This is a genomic window from Caldicellulosiruptoraceae bacterium PP1, assembly GCA_041320695.1.
Lineage (GTDB): Bacteria > Bacillota > Thermoanaerobacteria > Caldicellulosiruptorales > Caldicellulosiruptoraceae > JBGGOQ01.
This window is the reverse complement of sequence record JBGGOQ010000001.1, coordinates 661,470-682,298: the sequence shown is the minus strand read 5'-3', so window position 1 is coordinate 682,298 and position 20,829 is coordinate 661,470. Positions and strand designations below refer to the sequence as shown.

The window sequence follows — 20,829 nt, the reverse complement described above, 5'->3', positions numbered from 1 at the left end:
ATTTAGCAATATGTTTTTATAATATACAAATATATGTTATAATTATTAAAGTTCATTAATATAATTTTGCCAATTTAAAGTTAGGAGGTTTAAATATATGGATAAAAAAACAGAATTAGAACTCAAAAAACGAGCTATAGAAATTAGAAAGAATATTATTTTACAGACTTCTTCAGCAGGTTCAGGACATCCAGGCGGTTCACTATCTGCTGTTGAAATACTGAACTATCTATATTTCTATGAAATGAATATAGATCCAAAGAATCCAAAAGATGAAAATAGAGACAGATTTGTTATGTCAAAAGGTCATGCATCTCCTGTCCTTTATGCAGTTCTTGCCGAAAAAGGTTTCTTTAGCAAAGAAGAATTAAAAGGATTCAGACAAGTTAATTCTATACTTCAAGGGCATCCTGATATGAAGAAAATACCTGGTGTTGAAATTTCAACAGGGTCTTTAGGCCAAGGACTTTCAATTGCAAATGGAATGGCACTTGCAGGAAAGCTTGATAAAAAAGACTATAGAGTTTTTGTTCTTTTAGGTGATGGAGAAATTGAAGAAGGACAAGTATGGGAAGCTGCAATGACTGCTGCTCATTACAAATTGGATAATCTAACTGCATTTTTAGACCATAATGGTTTACAAATAGATGGAAAAGTAACAGAAGTTATGTCACCTGAACCTGTTACTGATAAATTCAAAGCTTTTGGATGGAATGTATTAGTAATTGATGGGCATAACTATAATCAAATTGAAGAAGCAATAAATAAAGCTAAGGAAACCAAAGGAAAACCAACAATAATCATTGCTGAAACTGTAAAAGGAAAAGGCATTTCATTCATGGAAAATCAAGTTGGCTGGCACGGAGTTGCACCAAATAATGAACAAGCAGAACAAGCATATAAAGAATTAGAAGATGAACTTAAAAGATTGGAGGGCGAAAACTAATGGCTAAAATAGCAACTAGAGAAGCATACGGTCAAGCATTAGCTGAATATGGAGAAAAATATAATAATATAGTAGTTTTAGATGCTGATCTTTCAAAATCAACAAGAACTGAACTTTTTAAAAAGAAGTTTCCTGATAGATTTTTTAATATAGGAATTGCTGAACAAGATTTAATGGCAACTGCCGCAGGATTTGCAACTTGTGGGAAAATACCATTTGCCAGCACATTTGCAATATTTGCAGCAGGACGCGCATATGATCAAGTAAGAAATTCTATTGGATATCCACATCTAAATGTAAAAATAGGTGCTTCACATGCAGGTGTTTCAATTGGTGAAGATGGTGCTTCACATCAAATGCTAGAAGATTTTGCTTTAATGAGAGCTATTCCTGGAATGACAGTATTATCTCCTTCTGATGCAGCATCTACAAAAGAATGTGTAAGGCTTGCAATTGAAAATGATGGACCATTTTATATAAGACTTGGAAGACTTGCAGTTGATGAGATTTATGATAGTAGCCTAAAATTGGAGTTAGGTAAAGGTATTGTATTAGAAGAAGGTAAAGATATTTCCATAATTGCAACTGGTCTTATGGTTCATGAAGCTATTAAAGCTACAAAAATATTAAAACAAGAAGGAATTTCAGTAACATTAATAGATATGCCATTTATAAAACCTATTGATAAAGAATTGATAATAAAGTCAGCAAAAGCTACAGGTTGTGTTGTAACATGTGAAGAACATAATATTTTAGGTGGATTAGGATCTGCTGTTTCTGAAGTACTATCTCAAGAATATCCAACATTAGTTAAAATGGTTGGTTTAAATGATGAGTTTGGTAGATCAGGAAAGCCAGAGGATGTTCTTTCATTTTTTAACTTAACTGCTGATGGAATTGTAGAAAAAGCAAAAGAAGTATTAAATTTAAAAAAATCATTTAAGTGCTGTTAACCACTTAGGTTAACAGCATTTTTTAATCTTGATTTTACGTAGAATATTTTATAGGATAGAAATATATTTCTTATGAGGTGTAAAAATGGGGAAATATATACTTTCATTAGACCAAGGGACATCAAGTTCAAGAGCAGTTGTATTTAGTGAATTTGGTGAAATTATTTCATTTTCACAAAAAGAGATTAAACAAGTTTATCCTGAAAAGGGATGGGTTGAACAAGATCCTTATGAGATTTTAAATACTCAAATAGAAGTAGCAAAAGAAGCTATAAATAAGGCAAACATTAACATTTCTGAATTGAAAGCTATCGGTATAACAAATCAACGTGAAACAACAATTGTATGGGATAAAACTAATGGCAAACCAGTATATAATGCCATTGTTTGGCAATGTCGAAGAACAAAAGATTATTGTAACTTTCTAAAAGAACAGGGAATGGAAGAAATAATACATAATAAAACTGGATTACTTATTGATCCATATTTTTCTGCGACAAAAATAAAATGGATATTGGAAAATGTTTGTAACAATAAATACAATATTAATAATCTTGCATTTGGCACTGTTGATTCATGGCTAATTTATAATCTTACAGGTGGAAAAGTCCATGCAACAGATGTTACTAATGCTTCCAGGACCATGCTATTAAATATTGAAACAATTGAATGGGACAAGGAATTACTAGAATATTTTAATATACCAGAAACAATATTACCAAAAATAAAAGACTCAAATGAATTGTTTGGAATAACTAAGAAAGAAACATTTGGAGCTGAAATTCCAATATATGCTGTATTAGGTGATCAGCAAAGTGCTTTATTTGGCCAATGCTGCTTTGAAAAAGGTATGGTAAAAAATACTTACGGAACTGGTTGTTTTGCCCTATTAAATACTGGTCAAAAGCCTTACATATCAAAAAATGGCCTATTATCAACTATTGCATGGCGAATAGATAATAAAACGACTTATGCACTTGAGGGAAGCGTGTTTATTGCTGGTTATGTAATAAAATGGTTAAGAGATAATATGAAGTTGCTCCAAAGAGCAAGTGAAAGCGAAACAATTGCTAATGATTTAAAAGACAATGGAGGAGTTTATTTTGTACCTGCTTTTGTTGGATTAGGTGCACCTTATTGGGATTCACAAGCGACTGGGACAATAATCGGAATTACATCTGATACAACAAAGGAACATATTATAAGATCTGCATTAGAATCAATTGCATTTCAAACTTTTGATGTAATATCCACATTCATTAATGATACCAATATTGATATAAAAGAAATAAGAGTTGATGGTGGAGCATGTCAGAATAACTTTCTTATGCAGTTTCAATCAAATATTTTAAAGGTGCCAATAATAAGACCGAGGATTTTTGAAACAACTGCATTAGGTGTATTTTTTATGGCAGGTCTTTCAGTAGGTATTTTTAATAACTTTTCAGATATTAAAAAAATTTGGCAGAAAGATAAAGAATTTATCCCTAATCTTGATGAAAATATAAGATTAAAATATATTGAAAAATGGCGCAATGCAATAGTAAGGTCAAGAGGATGGACTTTTTAATTAAAGGAGCGATAAAAATTGGATTATGATGAACGTAATTTACGCCAAGCATACTTATTCTCAATGAAAAAACTGAAAAAAAATACTATTTTATCAATAACTGATGGTAGTATATTTGCAATTTCATCAGGAATGTTATCAACAGGGACAGTAATTATTTACTTTATATCGCATTATGTTCATTCAAAAACAATGATTGGTTTTTTAACAACTATTAATGTGTTGTTAGCAAATTCAGCCCAGATTTTTGTAACAAAGAAGCTTGAAGACTTAGAAAAATATAAAAAATCTCTAATAAAATATGCAATATTAATGAGGCTAACATGGTTTTTACTAGCTGTTGATATTTTTCTTTTTGCTGAAAAAAATAATTGGTTGTTTGTTGTTCTATTTTATACTATATTTAGTTTACAGGGACTCTGTACAGCATTTACTAGTATTACATGGTTTAATTTAATACTTAAATTAGTACCTGAAAAATATAGAAGCCGCTTTTTCGGAATTCGATCAACTTGTGGAGGAATTTTTGAAACGTTAGGTGCTTATCTTATGGGGATTATTCTTAAAAGCTTTGGATATCCACTTAATTATGCTATACTTTTTTTGACTGCTTTTATTATTATGATGATATCACTATCATTTGTTTCCTTATTAGATGAGCCACCATTAAAAAAGCCAAAAAAACAGGTAGATAATAAAGAATACTTCAAAAATATGTTTATGATTTTAAAAGAAGATAAAAATTTTACAAGATATTTATTATCAGTTGCTTTAATAGCTGGTTTTGGTAAAATGCCGTTTGCCTTTCAAACAATATTTGCTAAGGACAAACTTGGTATAGGAACACAAGAGGTTGCAAATGCAACAACAATATTGTTGTTATCTCAAACATTTGGTTATATGATTTGGGGGATTGTTGGAACCAAAAAGGGCTTTAAAGCTACATTAGTTTTTTCTGCTATTATTTTTATTCCTGCGATTATACTTACATACTTTATGAAAAGTGTTTTCATATATTATATTTCGATATCTTTATTTGGTATAGCACAAAGTGCAAGAAATGTTAACGAAAGTAATCTAGCTGCAAATTTATGTAGAGACCCTTTAAAACAGCCATCATATATAGGTTTGAGAAATTTTTTAATGGGTCCATTTTTTGCTTTTAATGCTATGATAGCTGGATTTATTATTGATGTTTTTAGTGTTCAGATTCTTTTTATAATTTCAATAATTTCAATGATATCAGGATTTTTGATATTATCTTTTTGGGTTAAAGAATATAGAGTATAAAAAAATACTTGTTTTATAGCTTTTTGTAGTGTAAAATAATGTTGCGATAATTTTAATATTTAAACTTTAGTAGGAAAGTAATAATTAACTTTCTTTATATTTAAAGCTTGCTTAGGAGGTGAATTGTTAACAATGAAAGAAGGTATACATCCAAATTATTATAATGATGCTGTAGTAAAATGTGCTTGTGGCGAAACCTTTATTACAGGTTCAACAAAGAAAGAAATACACGTTGAAATATGTTCAAAATGTCATCCTTTCTTTACTGGAAAACAAAAATTTATTGATACAACAGGTAGAGTTGAGAAGTTTATGAAGAAATATAATCTTGATCAGAAGTAATTAAGGCAGAAAGGGATTAGCCAAAGCTAATCCTTTTTATTTTATTTAATAAACATTCAGAAAGGAATAATGAAATGAAGAAGAAAACCTCAATTGGTGGGCAAGCATTAATTGAAGGAATTATGATGAAGGGGCCTGAAAAAGTTTCTATGGCTGTTAGAAAAGCAGATGGGACTATTTTTATTGAAACCAATGCTCTTTCTTTAAAAGATCAAAATAAAATAAAAAAAATACCATTTATAAGAGGAACAATAATATTATTCGAACAGTTAATAATGGGGACTAAAATGCTTATGAGGTCTGCTGATATAGCTATGGAAGATTTATCTGAGGAGGAAAAAGAAGCTCAGAAAGATTGGGTTGATAAATTATTTGAAAAAAAGTTTTTTAAAGATTTTGGAATTACTGATTTAGCAATATATGTTTCTTTAGTTATTTCATTATTTTTTGGACTATTTTTATTTTTGTATCTACCTACTCAATCTGTAAAGCTATTTGAACAGTTTTCAAATAATGTTTTAATAAAAAATCTAATTGAAGGAATTGTGAGGTTAATTATATTTTTTATATACTTAATATTAATATCTCAGATGAAGGATATTAAGCGAGTTTTTGAATATCATGGTGCAGAGCATAAAACAATTTATGCTTATGAAAATGGTCTTGAATTAACAGTCGAAAATGTAAGAAAATTTTCAACATTACATCCAAGATGTGGAACAAGCTTTTTGTTGATAGTTATTATTATAAGTATTATTGTTTTTTCGTTTGCTGGTTGGCAAGGAGTATTAATGAGAGTTTTATTAAGACTTTTATTATTACCAGTTGTAGTAGGTATATCATACGAGATTATAAAATGGTCTGGAAGAAGTGAAAGCAAAATTGCTAAACTAATATCAATACCAGGTATGTTATTACAAAAAATAACAACAAAAGAACCTGATGATTTACAAATAGAGGTTGCAATAGCTGCAATTAAAGAAGTAATAACAGAGGACAGTGAACTTGACAGATGGTAACAAAACTTAATAATGCTATTAATCAGATTAATAGTATACTTATAAAAAATAACGTTAAAGATGCTTTGCACATAACATTAATGTTATTATCAGAACTGTTAAATATTGATAAGGCAACGTTGATTGCAAAGAAAAACGAAATTGAGATTGATAATATTCAATATAAAAAGTTGTTGAGTTGGTTAAATAAGTATATAGAAGGGTATCCTATTCAATATTGTTATAATAAAGCCTATTTTATGGGGTTAGAATTTTTTGTTAATGAAAATGTTTTAATCCCTCGTTTCGATACCGAATTAATAGTCGAAAAAGCATTAGAAAAGATTAAAGAATTTAATAAACCTAATGTTTTAGATATCGGAACAGGTAGTGGTGCTATTGCTATTACACTTGCAAAGTTTTCTGATGCTAATATCTTTGCAACAGATATTTCATCAAATGCATTAGAAATAGCAAAACATAATGCAAAAATCAATAATGTATATGAAAAAATTGTTTTTATAGAAAGTAATTTATTTGAAAATATCAATAATATAATGTTTGATATTATAATAAGCAATCCTCCATATATAAGTGAGGAAGACTATAAAAACTTAGACAAAAGAGTTTTAAAAGAACCTAAAATAGCTCTTTTGGCTAGCGGGGATGATATTAAGTTTTATAAAGCAATATCAGATCAAGCTGATAGCTATTTAAGAGATGGCGGATATCTGATTTTTGAGATTGGATACAATCAAGCAAAAAGGGTTTCTGAATATTTATTAAAGGAATATAGTTCAATTGAAATTTTTAAAGATTTATCACATATTGAAAGAGTCATAATAGCAAAAAAAGATAAATGAGGTGATTTGATGATAGATAAATTATCAGCAATTGAAGAAAAATATATTATTCTTGAAAAAAAGATTTCTGATCCAGAAATAATATCTAATAATACAGAATGGCAAAAATTAGTCAAAGAACATAGTAGTCTTACTCCTATTGTTGAAAAATATAGGGAATACAAGAAGGTTCATGACACAATTAAAGAAGCAGAAGAATTGTTAAGAACAAAAATTGATTCTGAATTTGAAGAACTAGTTATAGCTGAATTAAATGAAGCAAAAGATAGAATTGTTGAAATTGAGCATGAGCTTAAGATATTATTACTTCCAAAAGATCCTAACGATGAAAAGAATGTAATTGTTGAAATTAGAGCTGGTGCCGGTGGAGAAGAAGCTGCATTATTTGCTGCTGAATTGTTTAGAATGTATACTCGTTATGCTGAACGCCGAGGTTGGAAATATGAGGTTTTATCGACAAGTGAAAGTGATTTAGAAGGACTAAAAGAGGTTATTTTTGTTATTAACGGTAAAGGTGCATATAGTAGGTTAAAGTATGAAAGTGGTGTTCATAGAGTTCAAAGAGTTCCAGTTACTGAATCTGGTGGAAGAATTCATACATCTACAGTAACAGTTGCTGTTCTTCCTGAAGTTGAAGATGTAGATGTTGAAATAAAAGATGAAGATTTAGAAATTGATACATTTAGAGCAGGTGGTGCTGGTGGGCAGCATGTCAATAAGACTGAATCAGCTGTAAGGATAATACACAAACCAACAGGTATAATAGTAACCTGCCAAGATGAACGTTCACAACATGCAAATAGGGATAAAGCTATGAAAATTCTAAGAGCAAAGCTTTATGAATATTACCAAGAAATGCAGGATAGTGAGATTGCAAAAGAAAGAAAAAGTCAGGTTGGGACAGGTGACCGCTCAGAAAGAATACGAACTTATAACTTCCCACAAGGTAGAGTAACAGATCATAGGATAGGACTTACTTTATACAAGTTAGAGGCTATTTTAGATGGAGATATTGAAGAGATAATTGATGGATTGATTACACATTACCAAACAGAAAAATTGAAAGAAGTAAGCTAATAATATTGTTTTATTTTGTCGATAAATTATATGAATTATAAACTTTTTTCAAAGGATGATGTAGATGGATATATTATCTATTGGGGGATTAATTTTAGGATTTGGTTCATTACTAACTGCTTTTATAATTGAAAAAGGTAATCCTGCAAAATTAATACAAATATCTGCAGGTATGATTGTTTTTGGTGGAACAATTGCAGCAGTATTAATATCATTTCCAATGGCTGAGGTTAAAAATGCAATAGCACACTTAAAAATGGTCTTTACCGATAAAAAACTAAATACTAGTGAGATAATTGAGCAACTTGTTCAATTATCTGATAGAGCCAGAAAAGAAGGACTTCTTGCTTTGGAACAGGAGCTTCCTAATATTCAAAATCCGCTACTTAAGAAAGGATTAGGACTTGTTGTTGATGGTATTGAAGGAGAGATAATAAGAGATATTTTGGATAGAGAAGTATACGTCAAAGAGCAAGAAATTAAAGCTGCTGCTGAGGTTTTTGAAGCAGCAGGTGGTTATTCACCAACAATGGGTATTATTGGAACGGTTATGGGGCTTATTTCAGTTTTAAGTAATATCTCAAATCCAGATGAACTTGCAGGTTCAATTGCTGTTGCTTTTGTTGCAACATTATATGGTGTTGCAACTGCAAATTTAATATGGCTAAATTTTGGCAAAAAAATAAAGACAAAAGGTAAACAAGAAAGAATGCTAAATGATATAATTGTTGAAGGATTATTATCAATACAAGCAGGCGAAAATCCAAGAATTTTAAGAGAAAAAATTGGTGGATCTGAGGGGCAAAAAGAATCTGAGGGAACTTCTACTGAAACAGCAAGAGCTGGAGCAGGAGGATGATATAAATGGCATCTCGTAAGAGAAGAGAAGAAGCTGAAGTTGAAAATAATGAAAGATGGCTTATTACTTATGCAGATTTGATTACATTGCTTCTTGTGTTTTTTATTGTTCTGTATTCAATGAGTAAACTTGATATGGTTAAATATAGAAATTTTACAGAATCATTAACATCGGTTTTAAAAGGAACTGCTTATGTGTTTGATAATACCGGTCCGTCTATCTTAGAAGGATTATCTGGTAAAAATGTAAGTGGTAAAAATAGCGAAGTTGGTGGAAATACTAAAAATAAGGAACTAACTGAACAACAAAAAATTGATAATATTCAAAAACAAGTGCTCCAGTTAATTAAGGAGCATGGCATAGAGGGGAAGGTATTAGTTGTCCAAGAATCAAAAGGTCTTTCTATAATGCTCAAAGATGTATTGTTTGATTCAGGTTCTGCTAATCTTACTCCAGAAGCTAAAGAAGTAATTCATGAAATAGCTAAAATATTAGAAAAAGTCCCAGAAAACACAATAAGAATTGAAGGGCATACAGATAATAGACCTATTCATAATAAGTATTTTTACTCAAATTGGGAACTATCAACTGCAAGAGCTACGTCGGTATTACGAGAGATATTAAATACAACAAAGATTAACCCCGAAAGGTTTTCTGTTGTGGGTTATGGAGAATATAAACCAATAGCATCAAATCTTACAGAACAAGGTAGATCGCTTAATAGACGAGTAACAATATTTATTGTTCGAACAACTTATAATTCAGCTTCGCAAAATTAAAAATAAAAATTGCTGAAATAACATATTATTTATTGAAATAATAATATTTCTACTTAGAATTATGAACTATATTATAATAAATGCCTTTATTTTTCTTTGTGGAATTATTGGATCATTACTTGGATGTTTATTATCTTTTTTTATTTCACCAAATAATAAGAGATTTCTAAGTGTTTCAATTGCTTTTACATCTGGATTAATGTTAGGCATGATTTGTTTTGGTCTTATTCCTGAGGCTATTTATTCATGTGGAGATTTTATTACAATTTCAATTATAATTTTAATAACATTAGTAATTTTATTTATTGAGCTAAATGTTGAAAAAATCAAAAGTTTTAATATTAAAAATGCAAGTGGATTTATAATATTATTTGGAATTGCATTGCATAATCTTCCTGAAGGGATAGCTGTTGGATCATCTTTTGTAAATGATAGATATTTAGGTTTACTTATAGCTATTACAATTATTCTGCATGATATTCCAGAAGGATTTGTATTAGCTGTTCCGTTTAATATTAATATGACAAGGAAAAGAGATACCATTATTTATTCAATTTTGGCTGGAATACCTACTGGAATTGGATGCATTATCGGGACATTTTTTGGATCTATAAATAATATAAGCATGGGTATTTGTATGGCAATGGCTGCAGCAGCTATGCTATATATTATTATTTCAGACTTAATTCCTGAATATAATAGAATAAACAAAGGGAAATTGCCAATAATAGCTAATATCATTGGTATCATTTTAGGTATTTTACTTATGGAGTGGAAATAAATTGGCTGTTATTATAAATGCAAAAGATAATTATGATTTAGATATTTTAAAACCAGCTGCACAATCAATTCAAAATGGAAGAATTGTAGCCTTCCCAACTGAAACTGTTTATGGTTTGGGAGCAGATGGTTTTAATGAAAAGGCTGTTTCAAAAATATTCGAAATAAAAGGAAGGCCACAAGATAATCCATTAATACTTCATATTTCATCTATTGAAATGATTTATGATATTGCTATGGATTATGATAAAGAAATTATAAGAATTTTGATTGAAAACTTTTGGCCAGGACCTTTAACCATTATTTTAAGAAAAAAAAGCATTGTTCCAGATAAAGTTACTGCAGGCTTAAAAAGTGTTGGAATAAGGATGCCTGCGAATAAAATTGCATTAGATTTAATAGCTTTAGCTCAAAGACCAATTGCAGCACCTTCAGCAAATTTATCAGGGAGACCCAGCCCTACGAAAGCAGAACATGTTATTGAAGATTTAATAGATAAAGATGTTGATTATATAATTGATGGGGGAAGCTGCAATGTTGGATTAGAATCAACAATTGTTGATTTAACAAATAAACCTACAATTTTACGACCCGGTGCAATTACTTATGAAATGCTAAAAGAGGTTTTGGGTGAAATTTATATTGATGAATCATTATTAAATTATAAACAAAAAATTCTAATACCTAAGGCACCTGGTATGAAATATAAGCATTATGCCCCAAATATTCCAGTTATAGTAGTAAAGGGGAAAGTTAAAAAAAGAGTTTCAAAAGTAAAACAGCTTGCTGAATATTACAAAAATGAAAATAAAAGGGTTGGAATATTATCTTTTTATGAGACAAGCTTTAACTTTAAAGACTATAAAACATTAATAATTGGAAGTGTTTTTTCTATTGAAGAGTGCATGAAGAATCTTTTCTCAAGTTTTAGATTATTTGAAAAAATGGATATAGATATAATTATTTGCGAATGGAACAATAATAATGGGTTTGAAGCTTTAGCTTTAGAAAATAGACTTTTCAAAGCTGCAAGTTATAATATATATGAGGTGTGAAATGAAACAAATGGAACAAATGAATATACTATTTGTTTGTACAGGGAATACATGTAGAAGTCCAATGGCAGAATATCTTTTTAATTATAAGGCTAATAAACTTAAAATAAATAATATCAAAGCAATATCTGCAGGTGTGTCAGCTTTTTTTCCTCAAAAAGCTTCAAACAATACAATAAAAGTGATGGATGAGATAGGTATTGATATTTCAAGTCATATTTCTAAACTAATAAATATTGATATGCTTAAAAACAGTCATTTAATTTTGACAATGGAAAAACACCATAAAGACATTATTATTGAAATGTTTCCTGGTACTATGGATAAGGTGTTTACATTAAAAGAATATGTCTTAGATAATAAAGAAGACTTAGATGTTATAGATCCTTATGGGAACGACTTAAACTATTATAGGATCTGCAGAGATGAAATATCATTACTTATTGATAAACTAATTAACAGGATTGATAAATAATGATAAAAATTATATGTGTTGGCAAAATTAAAGAACATTTTTATAAAGATGCATGTTTAGAATACAAAAAAAGAATAAATAAATGGATAAAGATTAATGAAATAGAAATTCAAGAATATAACTATGATGATATAAATAAATCTTTAGCATATGAAGGCAAAGAAATACTTTCAAAAATTAAAAAAGGTGATTATGTTATTGCAATGGATATAAATGGAACAAAACTATCCTCAATTGGTTTTTCTGAAAAGATAAAAAAGCTCTTAACCTCAAATAATGATATTGTTTTTGTAATTGGTGGTTCAAACGGTTTGAGTGATGAAGTTAAAAATATAGCAAAAATGAAGTTATCTTTTTCTGATATGACTTTTCCTCATCAACTTTTTCGTATTATGCTTTATGAGCAAATTTATAGATCGTTATGTATTATAAATAATACTAAATATCATAAATAAAAAAAGGATCAGCGGACTGATCCTTTTTTTATAAATGAATCATTGTTCCTATACCTTTATCAGTGAAAATTTCTAGAAGAATACAATGAGGTATTCTTCCATCTAAAATATGAGTTCTATTTACACCACTATTTAACGCATCAATACATGCCAAAACCTTTGGTATCATTCCGCCTTCTATCTGCTTATTGTTTATCATATTAATTATCTCATCAGCATGAATGGCAGAAATGATTTCTTGGCTATCTTTAGATATTTTAACACCTTCAACATCTGTCATAAACATAAGTTTTTCGGCATGAATGGCTTTTGCAATTTCAGCTGCGACAGTATCTGCATTAATGTTATAACTTTCTCCATTTTCGCCTACTCCAATAGGAGCTACAACTGGTATATATTCATCTTTTGCAAGCATTTCCAAAACTTTTGCATTAATTGATATTACCTCTCCAACCATTCCTAAGTCAATTTCTTGTCCATCAACAAATTCAACGTGTTTTTTTGCAGTTATTAGGTTTCCGTCTATTCCACAAATACCAATTGCTTTGCCACCTTTTTGGTTAATCATTGAAACTAACTCTTTATTTGTTTTTCCAACCAAAACCATTTGTGCAACTTGCATTGTTTTATCATCAGTAACTCTAAGCCCATTAACAAATTTAGATTGTATATTAAGCTGTTTTAAAAAATTAGATATTTCTGGTCCACCACCATGAACAACAATTGGATTTACACCTATGTATTTTAATAAAGTGATGTCCTCCATAACCCAATTTTTTAACTTATCATTTATCATAGCATTACCACCATATTTAATTACAACAGTTTTACCATTTAGCTTTTGTATGTAAGGTAATGCTTCAATTAAAATACCAGCCTTAAAAATTAATTCATCCATATTTTCTATCATATAATTACCTCCATATTAAAAATATTCACCAGTAAAATCAAGGCCAGTTTTTTCGTCTAAATTAAGAAGTATATTCATATTTTGAACAGCTTGGCCTGCTGCACCTTTAATTAAATTGTCTATAGCTGAGACTATAATTATTCTATTAGTTCTTTTATCAATTGCAAAGCCAATATCAATAAAGTTGGAACCTGTAACATATTTTATTTCAGGGAATTCACCTTTGTTATATATTCTTACAAAATATTCATTTTCATAAAAAGTTAAATATATTTCCCTTATAGCATCTATTGCTATACTCTTATTAACAAGATTTGCATATATAGTGCAAAGAATTCCTCTTTTTATAGGTAGCAAATGTGGAGTAAAAGTAATTTTAATATCATTTCCGTATAAAATACTATATTCTTGTTCAATTTCAGAAGTATGCCTATGTGAGGCTATTGAATAAGCTTTGAAGTTTTCATCTGTTTCGCAAAAGCTAAAATTAAAATCACTTTTTCTTCCTGCACCTGAAACACCAGATTTAGCATCTATTATTATATTATTTTTTTCAATCATCTTATTCTTCAATAATGGTGCTAAAGATAGAATTGAACAAGTAGTATAACATCCAGGATTACCTATAATCTTACTTTTTTTAATTTGATTTCTATATAATTCAGGTAAGCCATAAACTGCTTCTTTAAATAAATCAGGATATTTATGGCTACCATACCATTCATTATAAATGTTTATATCTTTATATCTATAATCAGCACTTAGATCAATGACTAATTTATTCATATGATGCAGATTATAAACTATATCTTGTGAAACACCATGAGGTAGACAACAAAAAATAACATCACTATCTTTTAAAAGATCATAATTCAATTCTGTATATGATAAGTTAATCTTTTTCTTAAAGTGTTTATAAGTTTCAGAAATGTCTGTGTTTGCATTACTTGAAGACATTACATATTTAATATTTACATAAGGATGTTTTAATAATATCCTAATTAATTCTGCGGCCACATAGCCTGTTCCACCAATAATTGATACGTTTATCATATAATATCAACTCCTAAAGGAATATATAATATATAATTATACAATTAAATGAATAAAAATACAACTGTTTTTTGAGAAATACAGAAATATAAAAGATTTGAAAAAAGAAATGTCCATAAAAATAAAAAAAGTCCTAAAATATAGGACTTTTGTGTTCATTTTGGTGCCGAGAGCGAGACTCGAACTCGCACGAGGTTATCCCCACTACCCCCTCAAAGTAGCGTGTCTGCCAATTCCACCATCTCGGCAAATTCAATTTGCAATATATATTATAAAAAGGTTAATATACTTTGTCAAGACATTCAAATAAAATATTTTATGAGTTTACGGCCTTTAAAAAAGCAATATCTTGCATATTCTTGCCTGTAACAGCTTCAATAATATTAAAATCTTTCTCTAATTTATCAACTTTCTCAGAAACTTTATTAAATGATCCTTCTAATTTAGCATTTTGCATAATTATATTATCATGTTCAGCTTTATTAACTTGAGCTAAATGTTCTAATGCCTTTAAGATTTGAGTATTTTCAGCTACCTGTGCTTCAAGTTTATCAAGCTTTGCTTCAAAGTTATTTAGTTTATTTTCAAACTTATTTAATTTAGCTTCAAAGTTATTAACTTTAGCTTCAAGACTATTGAACTTAGCTTCAAGACTATTAACTTTGTCTTCAAGACTATTTATTTTGTCTTCAAGGCAGTTAACCTTAGCTTCAAGGCTATTAACTTTATCTTCAAGGCTGTTGACCTTAGCTTCAAGGCTATTAACTTTAGCTTCAAGATTATCAAATTTAGCTTCAAGATTATTCACCTGAGTTTGAAGATTATCAAACTTATTATTCAATATCTGGATATTACTAAGAATTAGTTCTAGTATTTCACGATCACTCATTAATTAATACACCTCGAAATATGTAATTAAATAAATTATATATCATCAAAAAAATAAAGTCTATAAAAAAAAGAGGGTGCCTAAATAGATAGTTAATCACCCTCTAATATTTTTAATATTGTTGGTCTTAATAATTTTTATATTATTATAAATAGTACTAAATTAGAAAAATATATTTTTGGATAGTCTTTGATAAGCTTTGCAATAAAGAAAAATATTAATTTAAATATGTTGTAGAGATAATTTCTTAGTTACAACAGCCTTTACCACCTGAGCAACCACTGCAAGAACTTGAAGTTGAACTATTATTTCCTGATGAAACACCAAAAGAAATAGTTGAATAATCTCTTGAAACATCTTCAGATGAACAATTAGGGCAAATAACCCTAAGCCCAGCAGTCATTTGTGATATAGAAGCTCTTATCTCAAAGTTACTATTACATTTATTACAAATAAATGAATAAAACATTTATTCATCTCCTTAATTTATTAACCTCTACAACAAAAGTATACTCTTAAATTATAATTATTTCAAGAATACAAGAATATAAATTTATGCTTGAGAATCTTGAGCCATTATTGATGGTGGTGCATATACTCTAAGTGACAATTCTTTGTCTAAGAAAAGTAGCCCACTTGGGTCTTCTTTAATAAATTTTAATTTTCTTAAAATACTATCCATATTTTCTTCTTCTTCAGCTTGCTCATTAATAAACCATTGTAAAAAAGTATTAGTAGTATAATCTTTTTCATCAATAGCAACTTGGGCTATTTCATGTATTGATTGAGTTATAAATTGTTCATGCTTTAAAGCAAGATCAAATACCTCTGTTGGTGAGTTAAATTCATTTTTTGGTTGTGACAATGGTTTTAAAATTACTCTTCCACCAACTTTATTTATATAGTCGAAGATTAGTCTTGCATGATCTAACTCTTCTTTTGTTTGCACCATAAAAAAATGTGCAAAACCTAAAAGGTTAACATCAGCAAAATAAGCTTCCATTGCAGTATAAAAATAAGCTGAAAATATTTCTTTATTTAATTGCTCATTTAGTAAATCAATAATTTTTTGATTCTTCATGTAGTTTTCTCTCCTTATTTATTTTTATTTTCAATTTTATTATTACCCAACTTGTCCAAAGAAATATCATTGATATATCATTAATTTCAAAAATTTGTGATATAATATTATAAATTGATGGTATCAATATAATGAACCATACAAATTTTTTTTATTAACATAAATGCTGCCCTGATTAAAATTAACAGGGACTGCCAATATATTTTGCTAAAAGGCAGACCTTGTCTGCTTTTTTGTTTTTTGGAGGTAAATTGTTATGATGACTGTTGGTTTTATAGGTTCTGGAAAAGCTGGGACCTCTCTTTGTTACTATTTTAAGGAAAAGGGATTAAAAATTAGTGGGATTTACAATAGGGATTTAATTAGAGGAAAAAGTAATGCTGAAAAAATTGATGTTACATTTTATCATGAATTGGATGGCTTAATATTAAATAGTGATATTATTATTCTATCTATTTCTGACAGTGCAATTGAATCATTTAGTAGTGAATTGGATAAGTTTAATATATCTAATAAAATAGTAGGACATTTATCAGGAGTTTATAGTCATGATATTATTAAATGTAATTGTAAAGGTAAATTTTCGCTGCATCCAATTCAAACAATGATTGGTGAAAAATCAGATTTTGATAAACTTTCTCAATGCTATTTTTCATTAGAAGGAGATTTATATGGAATTGAAGCTGCAAGGCAGATCTTATCAAAGATAGGAAATAGATATATTGAGTTGAATAAAGAAAATAAACCAATTTATCATGCTGCGGCATGTATTGCCTCAAACTATTTAGTTGGCCTTTTATATAATTCATATAAGCTTTATGAGAGTATAGGAATTACTAATGAAGATATATTAAATATTATTAAAAGCCTCTCAACAGCTACTCTAAATAATTTTATTCAAAACCCAAAAAATGCTTTGACAGGTCCATTAGCTAGAGAAGATTATAAAACTTTACAGATTCATTTAGCCAATATTACAGGCGAATTAAAGGATAATTATATTAGTTTTCTAAAAATTATGGATATTTTTATTAAAGATTTTTCAGATGAAAATAAAATTAAGAGATATTATGATTTTATCAATCAACTAAGAAGGGATGTGAATAATAATGAATAAGGTAACTACAAAGTTTTTACTAGAAAAAAAACTGAAAAAAGAGAAAATAACAATGCTAACTGCATACGATTATACTTTTGCAAAAATATTTGACCAAAGTGGTATTGATATTCTTCTTGTTGGAGATTCCTTGGGAATGGTTATTATGGGTTATGATTCAACAATTCCAGTTACAATGGATGATATGATTCATCATGTAAAAGCTGTTTCGAAAGCAGCAAATTATTCTATGATTGTCGGTGATATGCCTTTTTTATCATATCACGTTAATATCGAAGAAGCTGTAAGAAATGCTGGTAAGTTAATTCAAGCAGGTGCTTATGCAGTAAAAATGGAAGGTTGTGATGATGTTTTAGATAAGATTGAAGCAGTTATTAAGGCACAAATCCCTGTAATGGGACATTTAGGTTTAACACCTCAGTCTGTTAACATATTTGGTGGATATAACCTTAGAGCAAAAGAGGAACAAGAAGCAAATAAGCTTATTGAAGATGCAAAAAGATTAGAAGGTATAGGAGTTTTCGCCTTGGTATTAGAAAAGGTTCCAGCACATGTTGCAAAAGTTGTAACTGAAAGTGTAAGTATTCCTGTTATTGGAATAGGTGCAGGTCCTGAATGTGATGGACAGGTTTTAGTAAGTTACGATATGTTAGGAATGTTTAATGATTTTAAACCTAAATTTGTAAAAAGATACCTAGAGCTTGGTAATCTTATTCAAGATGCTGTAAAAAATTATATCCAAGATGTTAAAAATGGTAATTTTCCTGGAAAGGAGCATAGCTATTAATGATAATAATTGAGAGCATTAAAGAAATGAAAGATTATAGAAATAAAATGATGTTTGAAAATAAAACAATTGGATTTGTTCCAACAATGGGATATCTTCATGATGGTCATTTAAGTTTAGCCAAAAAAGCGAAAGAAGAAAATGATATAGTTGTTATGAGCATATTTGTAAATCCAATACAATTTGGACCAAACGAGGATTTTGAAAGATATCCAAGAGATTTTGAAAGAGATAAAAATCTTGCTCAAAGTGTTGGTGTTGATGTAATTTTTTATCCTAATGCTAAAGAGATGTATCCTAATGGATTTAAAACTAATGTATCTGTTAAAGAGATTACAGATATTATGTGTGGTAAATCGCGTCCTGGGCATTTTGATGGTGTTGCAACAGTAGTGTTAAAATTATTTAATATTGTAAAACCAACAAAAGCTTACTTTGGCAAAAAGGATGCTCAGCAATTGGCAGTTATCAGGCAAATGGTTAATGATTTAAATTTGGATGTTGAGATTGTTGGGTGTGAAATTGTAAGAGAGCATGATGGGCTTGCTATGAGTTCAAGGAACACTTATCTTAACGAAAAGCAACGAAAAATTGCTCCAATACTTTATAAATCGCTTTTAACTGCGAAAGATATGATATTACAAGGTGAAAAAAACTCTGAAGTAATAAAGAATAAAATGTCTGAAATGATTTTGGAAAAAGAAGAAACACGAATTGATTATATCGAAATAGTTGATTATAATAGTTTTGAAATTGTAGATGAAATAAAAGGTAAAGTCTTGATTTCATTAGCAGTTTTTGTCGGGAATACAAGATTAATTGACAATATAACTGTGGAGGTTTAGAATAAATGCTTTTAACTGTATTGAAATCAAAAATTCATAGAGCTACTGTTACTGAAGCAAATTTAAATTATGTTGGTAGTGTAACTATTGATGAAGAATTAATGAAACAAGCTGAGATATTAGAATATGAAAAAGTTCAAATTGTAAATATAAATAATGGTGAGAGATTTGAAACATATGTAATAAAAGGCGAAAAAGGAAGTGGAGTTATATGCTTAAATGGTGCTGCTGCAAGAAAAGCACAAGTAGGTGACAAAGTGATAATAATGGCATATTGCATGTTAGAAAATAGTGAATATAGTTCATTTGAGCCGAGAATAATATTTGTTGATGAAAAAAATAAAATTATTAAACTTACTAATCAAGAAGAACATGGGGAAATTATTTGTTAAAGATAAAAAGTATTTTTTTTGAAATAAGCTCATAATTATTTATATGAGCTTATTTTTTTATATTTATTATGAAAAAATTAAAATTTATATCAATAATAACCATAATAATTATTTTTATCTCAGTTATAATAACATCTTTAGCTTTTAAAAAAGAAACAAATGAAAATAAATACGTTATTTTAGTTTCAATTGACGATAGTAAGTTATATGTTTTTAAGGACAAAATACTTTATAAATCATATCCAATATCTCCAGGAAAGCCATCTACACCAACTCCAGTTGGAACTTATAAAATAATATCAAAAGCAAAATGGGGAGAAGGTTTTGGAGGTAGATGGATGGGATTAAATGTTGGATATGGGAAATATGGAATACACGGGACTTATTACGAACAATTTATAGGTGCACATGTAAGTAAAGGCTGTATTAGAATGATGAATGATCATGTAAAAGAGTTATATTCATATATACCAATCGGAACCTTGGTTGTTATCTTTGAAGGAAGCTTCGGGCCATTTAGAAATGGATTTAGAACAATTTATCCTGGTGATACTGGTGAAGACGTTATGGAAGTTCAAAAAGCGTTAAAGAAACTTGGCTTTTATTATGGAGAACCCGAAGGAAAATATGGAAAAGCAACAGAATATGCATTATATCAGTTCTTAAAAAAGAATAACTTAAGAATTACTAATAAAATAACACCATATATAATGAGTAAATTAGGAATAACTTTATTTGAATAATTTCTTAATCAATAATAAAAAATATAAATTGTAAGACTAATTAATAAACAAAAGGAGGGATAAATGATGGCTAATATTTCATCAAAAGAACTTATGTATTTAGAAGATAATCTTAAAATGATGCAAAATTCAATTAATTTTATTGTTGGTGTTACAGATCAAATTACTGATTCAAGCTTAAAAAATCTTGCAACACAATGTGTAAACCATTATAAAAGCGATATTAATATTCTTTCAAGATTCATTGAAAACCCAAATCTTCAATAGAAAGAGGTGATATAAATGAAAACATTATCTGATAGAGACATTGCCTTTACACTACTAAATAGTTATAAACTTCAGGCAACTGCACTAACAACATTAGTTACAGAAAGTGCTAATAATGCTTTAAGAAAAGAAGCAACATCAGCTCTTACAAGAGTATTTGATCACCAAAAACAAATATTTGACTTCTTATCACAAAAAGGATGGTATCCAGTAGATATGGCAAAACAAGATGATATTACAAAAGCACAAAGAGATGTTCAAACTATTCAATCAAATATTCAAATGGTAAGCATGTAAAACATA

26 protein-coding genes and 1 tRNA gene are annotated in these 20,829 nt (G+C 28.8%); 21 read left to right on the top strand and 6 right to left on the bottom strand.

The features are described from left to right. The first annotated feature begins 97 nt into the window (after positions 1-97). The 14 genes from ACAG39_03575 to ACAG39_03510 all read left to right on the top strand — a co-directional run bounded on the left by ACAG39_03575 (position 98) and on the right by ACAG39_03510 (position 12,442). Entirely contained in the window at positions 98-946 is an 849-nt protein-coding gene (locus ACAG39_03575) for a transketolase (GenBank protein MEZ0536315.1), read from the top strand. Next, complete coding sequence (locus ACAG39_03570) at positions 946-1,899, top strand: transketolase family protein (GenBank protein ID MEZ0536314.1); 954 nt, start codon at positions 946-948, stop codon at positions 1,897-1,899. The genes ACAG39_03575 and ACAG39_03570 overlap by 1 nt, the downstream gene beginning before the upstream one ends. Before the next feature lie 85 nt (positions 1,900-1,984). After that, positions 1,985-3,469, top strand: a complete 1,485-nt coding sequence (glpK, locus tag ACAG39_03565) for a glycerol kinase GlpK (GenBank protein MEZ0536313.1) — start codon at positions 1,985-1,987, stop codon at positions 3,467-3,469. A gap of 18 nt (positions 3,470-3,487) precedes the next feature. Next, entirely contained in the window at positions 3,488-4,759 is a 1,272-nt protein-coding gene (locus tag ACAG39_03560; GenBank protein MEZ0536312.1) for an MFS transporter, read from the top strand. Positions 4,760-4,891: 132 nt separating this feature from the next. Next, a complete protein-coding gene (gene rpmE, locus ACAG39_03555; GenBank protein MEZ0536311.1) occupies positions 4,892-5,101 on the top strand; it encodes a 50S ribosomal protein L31 in 210 nt (69 codons plus the stop codon). 74 nt (positions 5,102-5,175) lie between these two features. Next, entirely contained in the window at positions 5,176-6,120 is a 945-nt protein-coding gene (locus ACAG39_03550; GenBank protein MEZ0536310.1) for a DUF1385 domain-containing protein, read from the top strand. Next, positions 6,114-6,962, top strand: coding sequence for a peptide chain release factor N(5)-glutamine methyltransferase (gene prmC / locus ACAG39_03545; GenBank protein ID MEZ0536309.1), 849 nt, complete (start codon positions 6,114-6,116; stop codon positions 6,960-6,962). The genes ACAG39_03550 and prmC overlap by 7 nt, the downstream gene beginning before the upstream one ends. Positions 6,963-6,971: 9 nt before the next feature. Next, positions 6,972-8,039, top strand: coding sequence for a peptide chain release factor 1 (prfA, locus tag ACAG39_03540; protein ID MEZ0536308.1), 1,068 nt, complete (start codon positions 6,972-6,974; stop codon positions 8,037-8,039). A 64-nt stretch (positions 8,040-8,103) separates the two neighbouring features. Then, positions 8,104-8,898: a flagellar motor protein gene (locus ACAG39_03535; GenBank protein MEZ0536307.1), complete on the top strand. Its 795-nt coding sequence runs from the start codon at positions 8,104-8,106 to the stop codon at positions 8,896-8,898. A gap of 5 nt (positions 8,899-8,903) precedes the next feature. Beyond that, positions 8,904-9,677, top strand: coding sequence for an OmpA family protein (locus tag ACAG39_03530; GenBank protein ID MEZ0536306.1), 774 nt, complete (start codon positions 8,904-8,906; stop codon positions 9,675-9,677). 61 nt (positions 9,678-9,738) lie between these two features. After that, complete coding sequence (locus ACAG39_03525; GenBank protein ID MEZ0536305.1) at positions 9,739-10,458, top strand: ZIP family metal transporter; 720 nt, start codon at positions 9,739-9,741, stop codon at positions 10,456-10,458. A 1-nt stretch (position 10,459) separates the two neighbouring features. Continuing rightward, complete coding sequence (locus ACAG39_03520) at positions 10,460-11,512, top strand: L-threonylcarbamoyladenylate synthase (protein MEZ0536304.1); 1,053 nt, start codon at positions 10,460-10,462, stop codon at positions 11,510-11,512. Between the two features lies 1 nt (position 11,513). After that, positions 11,514-11,987, top strand: a complete 474-nt coding sequence (locus ACAG39_03515) for a low molecular weight protein arginine phosphatase (GenBank protein MEZ0536303.1) — start codon at positions 11,514-11,516, stop codon at positions 11,985-11,987. Next, positions 11,987-12,442 (top strand): 23S rRNA (pseudouridine(1915)-N(3))-methyltransferase RlmH, encoded by a 456-nt coding sequence (locus ACAG39_03510; GenBank protein MEZ0536302.1) that lies wholly within the window; start codon positions 11,987-11,989, stop codon positions 12,440-12,442. Before ACAG39_03515 ends, ACAG39_03510 begins: the two co-directional genes overlap by 1 nt. Before the next feature lie 28 nt (positions 12,443-12,470). Here ACAG39_03510 and argB read toward each other — a convergent pair whose 3' ends face one another. From argB to ACAG39_03480, 6 genes are all read right to left on the bottom strand, one after another. Next, positions 12,471-13,352: an acetylglutamate kinase gene (gene argB / locus ACAG39_03505; protein ID MEZ0536301.1), complete on the bottom strand. Its 882-nt coding sequence runs from the start codon at positions 13,350-13,352 to the stop codon at positions 12,471-12,473. A gap of 15 nt (positions 13,353-13,367) precedes the next feature. Next, complete coding sequence (gene argC / locus ACAG39_03500; GenBank protein ID MEZ0536300.1) at positions 13,368-14,405, bottom strand: N-acetyl-gamma-glutamyl-phosphate reductase; 1,038 nt, start codon at positions 14,403-14,405, stop codon at positions 13,368-13,370. A 161-nt stretch (positions 14,406-14,566) separates the two neighbouring features. Next, positions 14,567-14,653 (bottom strand) — tRNA-Leu (locus tag ACAG39_03495). A gap of 68 nt (positions 14,654-14,721) precedes the next feature. Then, positions 14,722-15,294 (bottom strand): nucleopolyhedrovirus P10 family protein, encoded by a 573-nt coding sequence (locus ACAG39_03490; protein ID MEZ0536299.1) that lies wholly within the window; start codon positions 15,292-15,294, stop codon positions 14,722-14,724. A 247-nt stretch (positions 15,295-15,541) separates the two neighbouring features. After that, positions 15,542-15,763, bottom strand: a complete 222-nt coding sequence (locus ACAG39_03485; protein MEZ0536298.1) for an FmdB family zinc ribbon protein — start codon at positions 15,761-15,763, stop codon at positions 15,542-15,544. A gap of 84 nt (positions 15,764-15,847) precedes the next feature. Then, the gene (locus ACAG39_03480) at positions 15,848-16,375 is read right to left on the bottom strand and encodes a ferritin (GenBank protein ID MEZ0536297.1); all 528 of its coding nucleotides are present in this window, start codon (positions 16,373-16,375) and stop codon (positions 15,848-15,850) included. A 256-nt stretch (positions 16,376-16,631) separates the two neighbouring features. Between ACAG39_03480 and ACAG39_03475 the strand changes: the two genes are divergently transcribed. The 7 genes from ACAG39_03475 (at position 16,632) to ACAG39_03445 (ending at position 20,823) form a co-directional block, all read left to right on the top strand. Further along, positions 16,632-17,492 carry a Rossmann-like and DUF2520 domain-containing protein gene (locus ACAG39_03475; protein MEZ0536296.1) on the top strand — a complete coding sequence of 287 codons (861 nt, stop codon included), beginning with the start codon at positions 16,632-16,634 and terminating at the stop codon, positions 17,490-17,492. After that, positions 17,485-18,279, top strand: coding sequence for a 3-methyl-2-oxobutanoate hydroxymethyltransferase (gene panB, locus ACAG39_03470; protein ID MEZ0536295.1), 795 nt, complete (start codon positions 17,485-17,487; stop codon positions 18,277-18,279). Before ACAG39_03475 ends, panB begins: the two co-directional genes overlap by 8 nt. Beyond that, on the top strand, positions 18,279-19,124 hold the full coding sequence (gene panC / locus ACAG39_03465; protein ID MEZ0536294.1) for a pantoate--beta-alanine ligase: 846 nt from the start codon (positions 18,279-18,281) through the stop codon (positions 19,122-19,124). The genes panB and panC overlap by 1 nt, the downstream gene beginning before the upstream one ends. A 5-nt stretch (positions 19,125-19,129) precedes the next feature. Continuing rightward, positions 19,130-19,516, top strand: a complete 387-nt coding sequence (gene panD / locus ACAG39_03460; GenBank protein MEZ0536293.1) for an aspartate 1-decarboxylase — start codon at positions 19,130-19,132, stop codon at positions 19,514-19,516. Positions 19,517-19,584: 68 nt separating this feature from the next. Then, a complete protein-coding gene (locus ACAG39_03455; GenBank protein ID MEZ0536292.1) occupies positions 19,585-20,259 on the top strand; it encodes a L,D-transpeptidase family protein in 675 nt (224 codons plus the stop codon). Positions 20,260-20,325: 66 nt separating this feature from the next. After that, entirely contained in the window at positions 20,326-20,526 is a 201-nt protein-coding gene (locus ACAG39_03450) for a hypothetical protein (protein MEZ0536291.1), read from the top strand. A 15-nt stretch (positions 20,527-20,541) separates the two neighbouring features. After that, positions 20,542-20,823 carry a spore coat protein gene (locus ACAG39_03445; GenBank protein ID MEZ0536290.1) on the top strand — a complete coding sequence of 94 codons (282 nt, stop codon included), beginning with the start codon at positions 20,542-20,544 and terminating at the stop codon, positions 20,821-20,823. The last annotated feature ends 6 nt before the right edge of the window (positions 20,824-20,829 follow it).